A 14,764-nucleotide genomic window follows, 5' to 3' on the forward strand; every position below is an offset into this window, starting at 1 on the left:
CTGCTTCTTACCGAGCCGTGTTGATGCGCTGAACGCGCGACAGCACGGCCGCCCCTCCTGCGCGAGGGGCTTTTTTGTGCCCGCAGCAGACCGCCCACAATTTTTTCGAATCGATCCGCGCCGAGGAGACGCCATGAGTGAGGCAGCCGCACCGGCGACCGACATCCCCCCGTTCCGGTACACCGCCGCCCTGGCCGACGAGATCGAGCACCGCTGGCAGGACACCTGGGAGCGGGAGGGCACCTTCCACGCGCCGAACCCGGCCGGTCCGCTGGCCGACCCCGGCCACCCGCGCGCGGGCGCCGAGAAGCTGTACGTGCTGGACATGTTCCCGTACCCGTCCGGCGCCGGCCTGCACGTCGGCCACCCGCTGGGCTACATCGGCACCGACTGCTACGCCCGCTACCAGCGGATGGCCGGGCGCAACGTGCTGCACGCGATGGGCTTCGACGCGTTCGGCCTGCCCGCCGAGCAGTACGCGGTGCAGACCGGCACCCACCCCCGGACCACCACCGAGGCCAACATCGAGCGGTACCGGGCGCAGCTGCGCCGGCTGGGGCTGGGCCACGACGAGCGGCGTTCGGTGGCGACCATCGACACCGACTTCTACCGCTGGACCCAGTGGATCTTCCTGCAGATCTTCAACTCCTGGTACGACGCGGACGCGAAGAAGGCCCGGCCGATCGCCGAGCTGATCGCCGAGTTCGAGGGCGGCACCCGCGCCACCCCGGACGGACGTCCGTGGGCCGAGCTGTCCGTGGGGGAGCGGCGGCGGATCGTCGACGACCACCGCCTGGCGTACGTCTCGGAGGCGCCGGTGAACTGGTGCCCGGGGCTGGGCACCGTGCTGGCCAACGAGGAGGTCACCGCCGACGGCCGTTCCGAGCGCGGCAACTTCCCGGTCTTCAAGCGCAACCTGAAGCAGTGGATGATGCGGATCACCGCGTACGGGGACCGGCTGCTGGAGGATCTGGACACGCTGGACTGGCCGGAGCCGATCAAGCTGCAGCAGCGCAACTGGATCGGCCGGTCGACCGGCGCGCACATCGACTTCCCGACCGACGCGGCCCCGGTGCGGGTGTTCACCACCCGGCCGGACACCGTCTTCGGCGCCACCTACATGGTGCTGGCGCCCGAGCACGAGCTGGTCGACGTGCTGACGCCGGCCACCTGGCCGGAGGGCACCCGGGACGCCTGGACCGGCGGGCACGCCGGCCCGCGCGAGGCCGTCGAGGCGTACCGGAAGGCCGCCGCGGCCAAGACGGACATGGAGCGGCAGGCGGACAGCAAGGAGAAGACCGGCGTCTTCGTCGGCGCCTACGCCACCAACCCGGTGACCGGCGGGCAGATCCCGATCTTCATCGCCGACTACGTGCTGGCCGGATACGGCACCGGCGCGATCATGGCGGTGCCGGCCCAGGACGAGCGGGACTGGGACTTCGCCGAGGTCTTCGAGCTGCCGATCGTGCGGACCGTGCAGCCGCCGGCGGGCTTCGACGGCAAGGCGTACACCGGTGACGGCCCGGCGATCAACAGCGCCGCGCCGGAGCGCGGCATCGACCTGGACGGCCTGGGCGTGACCGAGGCCAAGGCGCGGATCATCGAGTGGCTGGAGGCCAACGGGTACGGCGCCGGCGCGGTCACCTGGCGGCTGCGCGACTGGCTGTTCTCCCGGCAGCGCTACTGGGGCGAGCCGTTCCCGATCGTCTACGACGAGACTGGGGCGCCGATCGCGCTGCCCGAGTCGATGCTGCCGGTCGAGCTGCCCGAGGTGGAGGACTTCTCGCCGAAGACGTTCGACCCGGAGGACGCCGACAGCAACCCGGAGACGCCGCTGTCGCGGCGGCGCGACTGGGTCGAGGTCGAGCTGGACCTGGGCGACGGGCCCAAGCGCTACACCCGCGAGACCAACGTGATGCCGCAGTGGGCCGGCTCCTGCTGGTACGAGCTGCGCTACCTGGACCCGACCGACTCGCAGCGCTTCGCCGATCCGGAGAACGAGGCGTACTGGATGGGTCCGCGCCGCGACGGCGACTGCGGGGGCACCGACCTGTACGTCGGCGGCGCCGAGCACGCCGTGCTGCACCTGCTGTACGCGCGCTTCTGGCACAAGGTGCTGTTCGACCTGGGCCACGTCTCGTCGTTCGAGCCGTTCCGCCGCCTGTTCAACCAGGGCATGATCCAGGCGTACGCGTTCGTCGACCCCCGTGGCGCGTACGTGCCCGCCGAGGAGGTCGTCGAGGTCGACGGCCGCTGGTTCCACGGCGAGACCGAGGTCCGGCGCGAGTACGGCAAGATGGGCAAGTCGCTGAAGAACGTGGTCACCCCGGACGACATGTGCGCGGCGTACGGCGCGGACACGTTCCGGGTGTACGAGATGTCGATGGGCCCGCTGGAGGTGTCCCGCCCGTGGGAGACCCGGGCGGTCGTCGGCTCGTACCGGTTCCTGCAGCGGGTCTGGCGCAGCGTCGTCGACGAGCAGACCGGTGAGCTGCGGGTCACCGACGAGCCGGCCGACGAGGCGACCCGGCGGCTGCTGCACAAGGTGATCGACGGGGTCCGCGCCGACATGGACGGGATCCGGTTCAACACCGCGATCGCCAAGCTGATCGAGCTGACCAACGGCCTGACCCGGCTGGCGCGTACCCCGCGCGAGGTGGCCGAGCCGCTGGTGCTGATGGTCGCCCCGTTCGCCCCGCACGTGGCCGAGGAGCTGTGGCGCAAGCTGGGCCACGACACCTCGCTGGCGTACGCCGACTTCCCGGTCGCCGACCCGGCCCTGCTGGTGGCCGAGTCGGTCACGTACCCGGTGCAGGTCAACGGCAAGGTCCGCGGCCGGGTCGAGGTGCCGGCCGACGCGACCGAGGAGACCGTCCGCGCGGCGGCGCTGGAGGCGGTCGCCGGCACGCTGGGCGGCAAGGAGCCGCGCAAGGTGATCGTGGTGAAGGGCCGGATGGTCTCGGTCGTCGCCTGACCCGGCCGGTGGGCGTGTCCACATCGGGGACGCGCCCACCGCCGGTCATGCCGGCTCGGACCGGCGCCGCCGTTCCGCCCGCCACCAGCGGTGGATGATCAGCACGCTGGCGATCAGGCCGAGGCTGGCCGGCGCCGCCGCGTACCAGTTGATCGAACCGGGCGTGGTCACGGCCGCGCCGAGCGCCGCGTAGCCGATGGCGGTCGGGGCGGAGGCGATCACGCTGCCGGCCAGGAACGGCAGCACCCGGGCGGCGGTGGTGCCGTAGCCGTAGCTGACCAGCCCGAACCCGGCGATCGGCAGCAGCCGTACGGTCACCACGCCGAAGACGCTCTGCCGGGCGAACCAGCCGTCGAGGCGGGCCAGCCGTCCGCGTACCCGCTCGGCGACGAAGTCGCGGCCGAGCATCCGGCCCACCGTGAAGCCGATGGCCGCCGCGAGCAGTGCCGCGCCGAGCGCGTACGCGGCGCCCTGCACCGGGCCGAAGATCGCGCCCGCGGCCAGCGTGACGAACGTCCGCGGCACCAGCGCCACCAGCAGCAGCGCGCCGCCGACCACCGCCGCGGGCGGACCGTAGCCGCCGAACGAGTCGGCGAGCCGGGGCAGGTCGGCCGGGTCCGGCCGGGGCACCAGCAGCAGCGTCACGCCGAACCCGGCGAGCAGCAGCAGGAGCAGCCCGAACCGGCGCGCCGAGGGCTGCCGCAGCAACCCGGCGAGCCGGCGGGCCACCGGTCGCCGCCCCGGCCGGGCGGCGTCGGTCACGGCCTCGGTGCGGCGGCCACCGCGGCGCGGCGCTCGGAGCGGAGGCGGTCGGCCCAGGTGTCGTCGAGCGGGGGGAGCTGGTGGATGCCGGTCGCCCAGCGCAGCAGCAGGTCGGCCAGGTCCGGGTTGCGGGCCAGCGCCGGGCCGTGCGAGTAGGTGCCGAGCAGCTTGCCCCGCCACGCGCCCTCGGTGGCCCCGTCGTTGCCGACGCCGGTGGTGACCCGGGCCAGCGGGGACACGCCCGGGCCGAGGTGGGTGCGGCCGCCGTGGTTCTCGAACCCGGACAGGTGCGGGATGCCCAGCCGCGGGTCGACCTCACCGGCCAGCTCGCCCACCGCCCGGGTGGGGCCGCGGTCGGAGGAGAGGTCGAGCAGCTCCAGACCGGCGCAGCGGGTGCCCTTGGCGAAGAAGGAGGTGCCGAGAAGCTGGTAGCCGGCGCAGACGCCGAACACCACCGACCCCTGGGCCACCGCCCGGTGCAGGCCGCCGTCGGCGATCAGGCGCTGGGCGCCGAGCGCCTGCGGGCCGTCCTCGCCGCCGCCGATCAGGTAGATGTCGGCGGTGGCGGGCAGCCGCTGGTCGGAGCGGACCTCCAGCACCTCGACCGGCATGCCGCGCAGCTGGGCCCGGCGGGCCAGGATCAGCGCGTTGCCCCGGTCGCCGTACGTGGACAGCAGGTCGGGATAGATCCAGACGATGCGCAGGCTCTCAGTTGACACGGTCCAGCTCCGCTCGGATGTCCTGGAAGGCGGTGTAGTTGGCGATGACCTCCAGCCGGCCGGGCGGCACGGCGCGGACGGCCTCGTCGAAGCTGCGTACGTGCTGGAACGGCACGCCGTTGACCTCCAGCCGCACCGCCAGGTCGTACGCCCGGTCGCCGGTGATCAGCACCTGCCGGCCGGTCAGCGGGGAGAAGTCCACGTCGAACAGCCAGGAGGTGTCCAGCCCGTCGGGGTCGCGGGCGTTGATGGACAGCAGTGTCGGCGCGACGTCGGCCATGTCGAACGCCTCCAGCCAGCTCGCCGGGTTCTTCGCCAGCAGCAGCCGGATGTTGCGCCCGTCGCGGTCCACCTGGGCGTAGCGGCCGGCCACCGAGGTGACGGTGCCGAGCCGGGACACCGCGTCCACCGGGCGTACGCCGAACTCGGCGGCGACGGCCAGGGCGGTGGCCGCGTTGCCGAGGTTGACCTTGCCGGGGAGCTGGAGCCGGATCTTGTGCCAGGCGCCGGTGGGGTCGAGCACGCCGTCGTCCTCGACCGTCCAGTTCGGCTCGGGGCGGCGCAGCGGGCAACCGGTGCACCACCACTGCTCGCCGGAGCGCTGGATGGTGGAGCCGCACTCGGGGCAGACCCAGGAGTCGTCGTGCCAGCGCTGCCCGGCGCTGAACCAGGTGACGTGCGGCGGCACGTGACCCTGGGCCGGGTCGGCCGGCGGGCAGGCGGCCCACACCACCATCGGGTCGTCGGCGTTGGCGACCACCCGGATCCGCGGGTGCCGGACCAGGGCGGCGCGCCAGAGCTGCGCCATCATGGCGACCTCCTTGGCGCGGTCGAGCTGGTCGCGGGAGAGGTTGAGCAGCGCCACCACGTGCGGCTCGGTCGCCTCCAGCACCTGGGCGAGGTAGTGCTCGTCCACCTCCAGCACCGCGTACGGCGTGCTGCCGGCCTTGGCGAGCGCCGAGGTGTGGCCGGTGGGCATGTTCGCGCCGAAGGAGTTGGTGGCGACCCGGCCCAGCACCCCGACCGCGGCGGTGGTGAGCCGGGTGGTGGTGGTCTTGCCGTTGGTGCCGGACACCAGGGCGATGGCGCGCCCGGCCGAGAGATGGGCGAGCAGGTCCGGGTCGATCTTGAGGCCGATCCAGCCGCCGATCACCGAGCCGTCGCCACGACCCGCGGCCCGCGACAGCGCCGCGGCGGTGCGCGACACGGAGCTGGCCACCTTTGCCCGCAAGGGCATCTTCGCGTCCGTCACCCGAGCGAGGTTACCGGACCACCACCTCCGCCAGATCGCCGCCGACGGCGAACCGTTCGGCCGGGGAGGACCCGGCGGACGGCCGGAGCGCGCGGGGCCGGACGGCGGCGGTCGATGTCGGGTAGCGGACGGTGTGGGGCGCGCCCCACCCCCTCCACTCCGCCCCACCCGCGTTGACGTGCGGTTTTGCGCGCGGAAACGCCACGCCGCGCGGGCGATTCTGGTTGCAGGTGGAGGGAAGTGGAGTAGAGTGGGGCGCGATGGTGAGGCCGGGAGGGCCACACCGGCCCGGGGGGTCAGCGGCGCCGCGAACGCCGCTCAGGGCGAGGGGGTTGGGCCGATGTTCCTCGGCACCCACACTCCGCGCCTGGACGACAAAGGCCGGTTGATCCTGCCGGCGAAGTTCCGGGACGAACTGGCGGGGGGTGTCGTGATCACCAAAGGGCAGGAGCGCTGCCTCTACGTCTTCCCGATGCCCGAGTTCCAGCGGATCGCCGACCAGTTGCGCGCGCAGCCGATGACGAGCAAGGCGGCCCGGGCCTACAGCCGGGTCTTCTTCGCCAGCGCGCACGACGAGGTGCCGGACAAGCAGGGGCGGGTCACCATTCCCGGCCACCTGCGGTCGTACGCGGCACTGGACCGGGATCTGGTCGTGATCGGAGCGAGCACCCGGGTGGAGATCTGGGACAAGGCGGCCTGGGAGGCCTACCTCGCGGAGAGCGAAGACGACTTCGCCGACATCGAGGAGGGGGTGCTGCCCGGCGGTCTGTAGGGCGTGACGGCGCCCGACGTACTGCGAGATCTCCAGCCGCTTTCGAGTTCCTGGCACCCCTTCCCCGGTGCCAGGCGCACGATCCGACACGGAGGGCCGCGGCCTCCGGCGGGCGGGAGCGGATGGGGATCTGGCGGTATGGCGAGGCGTCGTGGCGACGACGGACACATGACGGAACGGTTGGCGAACGGGGTGGGGGTCGAGATGGGGGAGCTACGCGGCACGCACGTGCCGGTGCTGCTCGAGCGGTGTCTCGAGCTGCTGGCCCCCGCACTGGGCCGGCCCGGTCGCACCGTGCACGTCGACGCCACGCTCGGCCTGGCCGGGCACGCCGAGGCGGTGCTCTCGGCGCATCCGGACACGGTGCTGATCGGCCTGGACCGGGACACCGAGGCGCTCGCCCACGCGCGGGTCCGCCTGGCCCGGTTCGCCGACCGGATCCACCTGGAGCACGCCGTCTACGACGAGCTGCCCGAGGTGCTCGACCGGCTCGGTTACCCGGCGATCGACGGGGTGCTGTTCGACCTCGGCGTCTCGTCCCTGCAACTGGACGCGCCCGACCGCGGGTTCGCGTACGCGCAGGACGCGCCGCTGGACATGCGGATGGACCAGACCCGGGGGGTGACCGCCGAGGAGGTGGTCAACACCTACTCCCACCCGGACCTGGCCCGCCTGCTGCGGGTGTACGGCGAGGAGAAGTTCGCCGGGAAGATCGCCTCGGCGATCATCCGGGAACGGGAGCGCGCCCGGATCACGTCGTCGGCCCGGCTGGCCGAGCTGGTGCGGGACGCCATTCCGGCACCGGCCCGACGAACCGGTGGACACCCGGCAAAGAGAACGTTTCAGGCTTTGCGGATCGAGGTAAACAGAGAACTGGCAGCGCTGGAGACGGCGCTGCCGGCTGCTTTGGACAAGCTCACAGTGGGCGGCCGCATGGTGGTCCTGTCCTACCACTCGCTGGAGGACCGGCTCACCAAGCAGGCGCTCGCCGACCGGGTCCGCAGTAAGGGCCCGGTCGACCTCCCGGTCGAGCTGCCCGGGTCGGGCCCGACGTTCCGGCTGTTGAGCCGGGGCGCCGAGCTGCCCGGGGAGGCGGAGGTGGCCGCGAACCCGCGTGCCGCCTCGGTGCGGCTGCGGGCCGCGGAACGGCTTGATCCGGAGGCGGCCCGGCAGGGGCGTACCGACCGCGAACGGTACCGCCGCCGGGTGAAGGCGATGCACCAACCGGGGACGGGGTCACCGGGGTCCGGCAAGGATCCCGCGTCGGCCCCGGGGGACGCGAACGGGACGGACGAGGAGGGGGAGGGGACATGAACGTCGAGAAGCGCGACGGCCGGGGAGCCGTCGGGCAGCGCGCACCGCGGTCGGGGGGCCGGACCGCGGCGCAGCGCACCACGCGGGACACGACAGCGACCGACCGCCGGGAGGCGACTCGCGCCCGGGGGACGCGCGAGTTCCCGACGCAGGGCAGCGCCGCCCTGCGGCCGGCCGAGCGTACCCGGGTCACCGGTGCGCCGGCGCCGCGCCTGCGGGTCGCCCCGCCGGCGCCGATCCGGGTGCCCCGGGCTCCGTTCGTCGCGCTGATCCTGGTGCTGGTGGTCGGTGGGGTGCTGGGCATCCTGGCGGTCAACACCAAGATCAACGAGAACGCGTTCAAGCTGGAGAAGCTCCAGCAGCAGCAGGCCAAGCTGGACGTGGACGAGCAGGAGCTGAAGAAGGAGATCGCCGAGCAGAAGGCGCCCGGCAACCTGACCGCCAACGCCCGGCGGCTCGGCCTGGTCGAGTCCGAGGACCCGGCCTACATCCGGCTGCCGGACGGGCAGACCATCGGGGTGCCGCACCCCGCGCAGGGCGCCCCGTCGGTCACCAGCCAGCAGGGCAACGGAGGCTGAGTCATGCCGCCGAGATCGGATGATCCGCGCCGGGACGCCACGGGCTCCCGGCGCGGATCGTCGCGGGGGTCGGAGCCGCGCGAGCCGGGCCTCGGCGGGATCTCCGACGCCCGCGCGTACACCCCGCGTGGGCGGACCGTGCGCGAGGGCGGCGCCGAGCAACGGCGTACCCCCCGCAGCAACCGGTCCGGCGACCCGTTCCGGCCCGCGTTGCAGGTGCTCGACGGCGGCCGGGCCGGGCGGGCCGGCACGCGCGAGCCCGCGACCGACGGCGCCCGGTCCGGCCGCCGGTCCACCGCCGCGGGCGGCCGGGCCGGCGTGGTGCGGACCGTCTCGTCCCGGCCGGTGCGGGAACCGTTCGACGACGACGAGGACGCGCCGCCGCCGCGCCGCCGGTCCCAGCCGCGCCGCCCCGCCGCCCAGCCCCGCCGCCCGGTACGCAAGCCGCGACGGCCGCCGCGACTCGGCGACCCGCGCCGGCGGCTGCGGCTCGGCACCGTGCTGGCGCTGGCGTTGTTCGCCAGCATCGGCGTGCGGCTGGTCTACCTCCAGACCGTGGACACCCCGGCGTACGCCGACGGCGGGCTGCCCAACCGGCTCGCCGTGGTCGAGTTGCCCGCCCCGCGCGGGGCGATCCTCGACCGCAGCGGCGAGCCGCTGGCGCACAGCGTCGAGGCCCGGTACGTGTTCGCCGACCCGACCCGGGTCAAGGACCGGTTCGCCACCGCGCGTCTGCTCTCCCCGCTGCTCGGCGTGCCCGTGTCCGACCTGGCCGAGAAGATGCGCAAGCGCACCCTGCCCGGCACCGACACCCCGTTGCAGTTCGTCTACCTGGCCCGCGGTGTGGAGATCGCGACCGCCAAGCGGATCATGGAGCTCGACCTGGCCGGCATCAACGTGCACCGCGACGAGCGGCGCGAGGTGCCCGGCGGTGACCTGGCCGCCAACCTGATCGGCTTCGTCAGCCAGGACATGAACGGCCTGGAAGGGCTGGAGGCCAAGTACGACGACGTGCTGCGCGGGCAGGCCGGCAAACGGACCTACGAGGTGGGCCTCGGTGACCTGGCCGCGCCCATCCCGGGCGGCTACAGCCGCACCACCCAGCCGCAGCCGGGCAGCTCGCTGAAGCTCACCGTCGACCGGGATCTCCAGTTCATGACGCAGCGGATCCTGGCGAAGCAGACCGCCAAGGTGAAGGGCAGCGTCGGCGCCGCGGTGATCATCGAGATCCCCAGCGGCGAGGTGCTGGCCCAGGCCAGTCAGCCGACGTACGACGCGGCCAACCCCACGAAGGTCACCTCGCCGTCGGACCGCGACGACGCGGCCACCACGTTCGTCGTCGACCCGGGCTCGATCCACAAGGCGATCACCTTCGGCGCCGCGCTCCAGGAGGGCGTGATCACCCCGGACACCGCGTTCCCGGTCCCCAGCACGATCGACAGGGGCGGGGTCACCTTCCGCGACACCCACCCGGTCGACGGCCGCACCATGAGCATCCCCGGCATGCTCGCCTTCTCCTCGAACGTCGGCACCATCGAGATCGGCGAGAAGCTCGGCAAGGAACGGCTCTTCGACTACCAGAAGCGGTTCGGGCTGGGCCAGGTGACCGGCGAGGGCATGCCGGGCGAGGCGGCCGGGCGGCTGCTCCCGCCCGACCAGTGGAGCGGCTCGGCGTACGGGTCGGTGCCGATCGGGCACAGCGTGGACGCCACGCCGCTGCAGATGGCCGCCGCGTACGCCACCATCGCCAACAACGGCACGTACGTGCAGCCGCACCTGGTCAAGGAGACCATCGGCGCGGACGGCGAGCGCAGCCCCGCCGCGGCGCCCACCACCCGTTCGGTGCTCAGCCCGGCCAACGCGGCGGCGCTGCGCCGGATGATGGAGGCGGTCACCACGGTCGACGGCCCGGACGGCCGGGCGACCGGACTGGCCGCGGCCGTGCCCGGCTACCGGGTGGCCGGCAAGACCGGCACCGGCCTGCGCTACGACGGCGGCAAACAGCAGCCCGGCGAGGTCGGCTCGTTCATCGGCATGGCCCCGGCGGAGAACCCCCAGTACGTCGTCGCGGTGTTCGTGTGGAGCCCCGGCGGCGGAGGCGGCGCGGTCGCCGCGCCCGCGTTCCGGGAGATGATGGGCTTCACTCTCCGCCACTACCGGGTGCCCCCGTCGCTCACCAACAAGTCCCCGAAGTTCGAGGTCTTTCCGCGCTGAGCGGGGACGGCGGGACATCATCGGTGAGTGGCGACGAACCACCGGGGCGGCTGTGCGGTCGGAACCGGACGACCGGGTAGGGTCTGACGCCGTGCCCGGCAATCCACGTCCCACAACCGTGCGTCCCGTACGGCTCGGCGACCTCGCCGCCCGCGTGGCGGCGACCCCGCCGGAGGAGGCCGCCGAACTGGCCGTCACCGGCGTGACCCACGCCTCCCAGGAGGTACGCCCCGGCGACCTGTACGCCGCCCTGCCCGGCGCCCGGCGCCACGGCGCGGAGTTCGCCGCGGCCGCCGCCGAGGCGGGCGCGGTGGCCCTGCTGACCGACCCGGCCGGCGCGGCGCTCGCCGCCGGGACCGGCCTGCCCGTGCTCGTCGTCGACGACCCGCGCGACGCGCTCGGCGAGGTGGCCGCGACCGTCTACGGCGACCCGACCGCCGCCCTGACCGTGATCGGGGTGACCGGCACCGCCGGCAAGACCTCCACCAGCTACCTGGTCGAGTCGGGGCTGCGCGCCGCCGGGCACGTCACCGGGCTGATCGGCACCGTGGAGACCCGCCTCGGCGACCTGGTGATCGACAGCGTCCGGACCACCCCGGAGGCCACCGACCTGCACGCCATGCTCGCGGTGGCCCGCGAGCACGGGGTGGACACCGTGGTCATGGAGGTGTCCAGCCACGCCCTCGCCATGGGCCGGGTCGGCGGCGTCCGGTTCGACGTCGGCGGCTACACCAACTTCGGCTCCGACCACCTGGACTTCCACGCCGACGAGGCGGACTACTTCGCGGCCAAGGCCAAGCTGTTCGACGGCCGCTGCCGGGTCGAGGTGCTCAACCACGACGACCCGGCGCTGCGTCCGCTGCACAAGCCGGGCACCGTGACCTACTCGGCGGCCGGCGACCCGGACGCGACCTGGTGGGCCGACGGGATCGACGGCGAGGGCTACGCGCAGCGCTTCACGCTGCACGGGCCGGACGGTCTGGCGCTGCCCACCGGCGTGGCGCTGCCCGGCCGGCACAACGTCGCGAACGCGCTGCTGGCGGTGGCGCTGCTGGTCGCCGCCGGAGTGGACGCGGAGACCGCGGCGCGCGGCGTGGCCGCCTGCGGCGGCGTACCCGGCCGGCTGGAACTGGTCAGCGGCGACGCGCCGGTACGCGGGGTGGTCGACTACGCGCACAAGGCCAACGCGATCGAGGCGGTGCTCATCGCGCTGCGCGACCTGACCGAAGGCCGGCTGATCTGCGTGCTGGGCGCCGGCGGCGACCGGGACCGGGGCAAGCGGCCGGTGATGGGCGGCGTGGCCGCGCGCGGCGCCGACGTGGTGCTGGTGACCGACGACAACCCGCGGACCGAGGACCCGGCCGCGATCCGGGCCGAGGTGCTGGCCGGCGCGTACGCCGCCGCGACCCCGGCCCGCGTCATCGAGGTGCCCGGGCGGCGGGCGGCGATCGAGGAGGCGGTCCGGGTGGCCGAACCGGGTGACGTGGTGGCGGTGCTGGGCAAGGGCCAGGAACGCGGTCAGGAGATCGGCGGCGAGGTGCTGCCGTTCGACGACCGGGTGGAGCTGGCGGCGGCGCTGCGCGCCCGCTTCGGCGACCTGGTGGGTCAGCGGTGATCCCGCTGACGCTGGCCGAGGTGGCCGCCGCCGTCGACGGCCGGCTCGTCGGCGCCGACCCGGACGCCCGGGTCACCGGCACCGTCGAGTTCGACTCCCGCAAGGTGAGCCCGGGTGGGCTGTTCGTCGCCTTCCCCGGCGAGCGGGTCGACGGCCACGACTACGCGGCCGGTGCGATCTCGGCCGGCGCGGTGGCGGTGCTCGGCACCCGGGAGGTGCCGGGCGTGCCGATGGTGCTCGTCGGCGACGCGCTCGACGCGATGGGCCGGCTGGCCCGCGCGGTGGTGGACCGGCTGCCCGGGCTGACCGTGATCGGGCTGACCGGCTCGTCCGGCAAGACCACCACCAAGGACCTGATCGCCCAGCTCGCGGTGCGGCTCGGCCCGACGGTGGCGCCGCCCGGCTCGTTCAACAACGAGCTGGGGCACCCGTACACCGCGTTGCAGGCCACGCCGGAGACCCGCTACCTGGTGATGGAGAAGGGTGCCCGCGGAGTCGGGCACGTCCGCTACCTGTGCGACGTGGTGCCGCCGCGGATCTCCGTGGTCCTCAACGTGGGCGTGGCGCACCTGGGCGAGTTCGGCTCGGTGGAGACCATCGCGCTCGCCAAGGGCGAACTGGTCGAGGCGCTGCCCGACGACGGGCTGGCGGTGCTCAACGCCGACGACCCGCGGGTCGACGCGATGGCGTCGCGTACCGGTGCCCGGGTGGTGCGCTACGGCGAGTCGGAGCGCGCCGACGTGCGGGCCGTGGACGTGACGCTCGACGGCCGGGGACGGCCCTCGTACACCCTGGTCACGCCGGAGGGCAGCGCGCCGGTGCGGCTCGGGCTGACCGGCCGGCACCAGGTCTCCAACTCGCTCGCCGCCGCGGCTGTCGGCCGGGAGCTGGGCCTGCCGCTGCCCGACCTGGCGGCGGCGCTGAACGAGCTGGGCCTGGTCTCGACCCGCCGGATGGACGTCTTCGAGCGTCCCGACGGGGTGACCGTGATCGACGACTCGTACAACGCCAACCCGGCGTCCACCGGCGTGGCGCTGCGGGCGTTGGCCAGCATGCGCGGCGACGGGCGTACCGTCGCGGTGCTCGGCTACATGGCCGAGCTGGGTGACTTCGAACGGGAGGGGCATCAGCAGGTCGGCCGGCTCGCGGCCGAACTGGGAGTGGACCGGCTGCTCGTGGTGGGCGAGCCGGCGGCGCCGATCCACGAGGGCGCGACAGCGGTAGGTAATTGGGGAGGAGAGTCGGTGCTGCTCACCGATCAGGCGGCGGCCGTCGAGGTGCTGCGGAGCGAGCTGCGTCCGGGAGACGTGGTGCTGGTGAAGGGCTCCCGGTACCGGACCTGGGAGGTGGCCGACGCGTTGCGCGCGGACGCCCGTGAGGGTGCGACGGAGGGCGGCGCCGCATGAGGGCGGTCATCGTCGCCATCGGGGTCGCGTTCCTGATCTCGCTGTTCTGCACCCCGATCGCGATCAAGGTGTTCGCCCGGCTGAAGGCCGGCCAGCCGATCCGATCGAATCTCGGGCTCGCCAGCAACGAGGGCAAGAAGGGCACGCCGACGATGGGCGGCGTGGTCTTCATCCTGGCCACGGTCATCGCGTACGTCGCCGGGCACCTGGCCCTGACCACGCTGCCGGACGCGCAGATCGCCCAGGTCGAGCCGACCATCACGGCGCTGGTGCTGCTGGGGCTGATGGTGTTCTCCGGCGCGGTCGGCTTCATCGACGACTTCCTGAAGGTGCGCAAGCGGCACAGCGGCGGCCTCAACAAGCGGGGCAAGCTGGCCGGGCAGATCCTGGTCGGTGCCGTGTTCGGCGCGGTGGCCGTCTACTTCCCGTCGAGCATGACCGACGCCGGCGGCAACGCGACGAACACCGAGACGGTGGGCAGCACCACGCTGAGCTTCATCCGGGACATCCCGGCGCTGGAGATCGGCAAGATCGGCGCGGTGATCGTCATCATCATGGTGGTCATGGCGGCCACCAACGGCGTCAACCTCACCGACGGCCTGGACGGCCTGGCCACCGGCGCCTCGGTGATGGTGCTCGCGGCGTACGCGCTGATCGCGTTCTGGCAGTACCGTCACTGGTGCGCCGACCCGAACTACACCGAGTCGTACTGCTACACGGTGCGCGACCCGCTGGAGATCGCGCTGATCGCCGGCGCGGCGGCCGGGGCCTGCGTGGGCTTCCTGTGGTGGAACACGTCCCCGGCGCGGATCTTCATGGGTGACACCGGCGCGCTCGGGCTGGGCGGCCTGATCGCCGGCATGGCGATGTCCACCCGGACCATCCTGCTGCTGCCGATCCTGGGCGGCCTGTTCGTGATCATCACGATGTCCGTGGTCATCCAGGTCATCTCCTTCCGCACCACCGGCAAGCGCGTGTTCCGGATGTCGCCGTTGCAGCACCACTTCGAGCTGGCCGGCTGGAGCGAGGTCAACATCGTGGTCCGGTTCTGGATCATCGCCGGTATCGGCGTGGCCATCGCGCTGGGACTGTTCTACAGCGAGTTCCTCGCCGCGGTGAGCTGACCGCACCACCGCGTCACGGCGGGGCTCCCGATTG

11 protein-coding genes are annotated in these 14,764 nt (G+C 73.5%); 8 read left to right on the forward strand and 3 right to left on the reverse strand.

Annotated elements, in window-relative coordinates:
- Positions 1-133: 133 nt before the first annotated feature.
- On the forward strand, positions 134-2,974 hold the full coding sequence (leuS, locus tag M8C11_RS09165; protein WP_252449255.1) for a leucine--tRNA ligase: 2,841 nt from the start codon (positions 134-136) through the stop codon (positions 2,972-2,974).
- Between the two features lie 45 nt (positions 2,975-3,019).
- On the opposite strand, the gene M8C11_RS09170 is transcribed toward leuS, so the two are convergent.
- Genes M8C11_RS09170 through M8C11_RS09180 form a run of 3 tightly spaced genes read right to left on the reverse strand, consistent with a single transcriptional unit; the run spans position 3,020 to position 5,692 of the window.
- Positions 3,020-3,703 (reverse strand): TVP38/TMEM64 family protein, encoded by a 684-nt coding sequence (locus M8C11_RS09170; protein WP_374667712.1) that lies wholly within the window; start codon positions 3,701-3,703, stop codon positions 3,020-3,022.
- A gap of 29 nt (positions 3,704-3,732) precedes the next feature.
- Entirely contained in the window at positions 3,733-4,455 is a 723-nt protein-coding gene (locus M8C11_RS09175) for a type 1 glutamine amidotransferase (RefSeq protein ID WP_013475779.1), read from the reverse strand.
- Positions 4,445-5,692 (reverse strand): MurT ligase domain-containing protein, encoded by a 1,248-nt coding sequence (locus M8C11_RS09180; RefSeq protein ID WP_120573665.1) that lies wholly within the window; start codon positions 5,690-5,692, stop codon positions 4,445-4,447. Before M8C11_RS09180 ends, M8C11_RS09175 begins: the two co-directional genes overlap by 11 nt.
- Before the next feature lie 355 nt (positions 5,693-6,047).
- Here M8C11_RS09180 and mraZ point away from each other — a divergent pair, with 355 nt between their 5' ends.
- The 7 genes from mraZ to mraY all read left to right on the forward strand — a co-directional run bounded on the left by mraZ (position 6,048) and on the right by mraY (position 14,730).
- A complete protein-coding gene (gene mraZ / locus M8C11_RS09185; RefSeq protein ID WP_013287610.1) occupies positions 6,048-6,479 on the forward strand; it encodes a division/cell wall cluster transcriptional repressor MraZ in 432 nt (143 codons plus the stop codon).
- Between the two features lie 204 nt (positions 6,480-6,683).
- Positions 6,684-7,793: a 16S rRNA (cytosine(1402)-N(4))-methyltransferase RsmH gene (rsmH, locus tag M8C11_RS09190; RefSeq protein WP_114921323.1), complete on the forward strand. Its 1,110-nt coding sequence runs from the start codon at positions 6,684-6,686 to the stop codon at positions 7,791-7,793.
- Positions 7,790-8,371: a hypothetical protein gene (locus M8C11_RS09195; RefSeq protein ID WP_121684252.1), complete on the forward strand. Its 582-nt coding sequence runs from the start codon at positions 7,790-7,792 to the stop codon at positions 8,369-8,371. The genes rsmH and M8C11_RS09195 overlap by 4 nt, the downstream gene beginning before the upstream one ends.
- A gap of 3 nt (positions 8,372-8,374) precedes the next feature.
- Positions 8,375-10,585: a penicillin-binding protein 2 gene (locus tag M8C11_RS09200; protein ID WP_252449257.1), complete on the forward strand. Its 2,211-nt coding sequence runs from the start codon at positions 8,375-8,377 to the stop codon at positions 10,583-10,585.
- 52 nt (positions 10,586-10,637) lie between these two features.
- The gene (locus tag M8C11_RS09205) at positions 10,638-12,200 is read left to right on the forward strand and encodes a UDP-N-acetylmuramoyl-L-alanyl-D-glutamate--2,6-diaminopimelate ligase (protein ID WP_252449258.1); all 1,563 of its coding nucleotides are present in this window, start codon (positions 10,638-10,640) and stop codon (positions 12,198-12,200) included.
- Complete coding sequence (gene murF / locus M8C11_RS09210; RefSeq protein WP_252449259.1) at positions 12,197-13,606, forward strand: UDP-N-acetylmuramoyl-tripeptide--D-alanyl-D-alanine ligase; 1,410 nt, start codon at positions 12,197-12,199, stop codon at positions 13,604-13,606. Before M8C11_RS09205 ends, murF begins: the two co-directional genes overlap by 4 nt.
- Positions 13,603-14,730, forward strand: coding sequence for a phospho-N-acetylmuramoyl-pentapeptide-transferase (gene mraY / locus M8C11_RS09215; RefSeq protein ID WP_120568823.1), 1,128 nt, complete (start codon positions 13,603-13,605; stop codon positions 14,728-14,730). The genes murF and mraY overlap by 4 nt, the downstream gene beginning before the upstream one ends.
- Positions 14,731-14,764: the final 34 nt, after the last annotated feature.

The sequence above is a fragment of the Micromonospora sp. CPM1 genome (genome assembly GCF_023896895.1).
GTDB lineage: Bacteria > Actinomycetota > Actinomycetes > Mycobacteriales > Micromonosporaceae > Micromonospora > Micromonospora tulbaghiae.

What these genes read in the sequence shown, in the direction of transcription:
- mraY (WP_120568823.1), top strand. Translation starts at nt 13,603, where the DNA reads ATGAGGGCGGTCATCGTCGCCATCGGGGTCGCGTTCCTGATCTCGCTG.
- rsmH (WP_114921323.1), top strand. Translation starts at nt 6,684, where the DNA reads ATGGGGGAGCTACGCGGCACGCACGTGCCGGTGCTGCTCGAGCGGTGT.
- leuS (WP_252449255.1), top strand. Translation starts at nt 134, where the DNA reads ATGAGTGAGGCAGCCGCACCGGCGACCGACATCCCCCCGTTCCGGTAC.
- M8C11_RS09200 (WP_252449257.1), top strand. Translation starts at nt 8,375, where the DNA reads ATGCCGCCGAGATCGGATGATCCGCGCCGGGACGCCACGGGCTCCCGG.
- mraZ (WP_013287610.1), top strand. Translation starts at nt 6,048, where the DNA reads ATGTTCCTCGGCACCCACACTCCGCGCCTGGACGACAAAGGCCGGTTG.
- M8C11_RS09180 (WP_120573665.1), bottom strand. Translation starts at nt 5,692, where the DNA reads ATGCCCTTGCGGGCAAAGGTGGCCAGCTCCGTGTCGCGCACCGCCGCG.
- M8C11_RS09195 (WP_121684252.1), top strand. Translation starts at nt 7,790, where the DNA reads ATGAACGTCGAGAAGCGCGACGGCCGGGGAGCCGTCGGGCAGCGCGCA.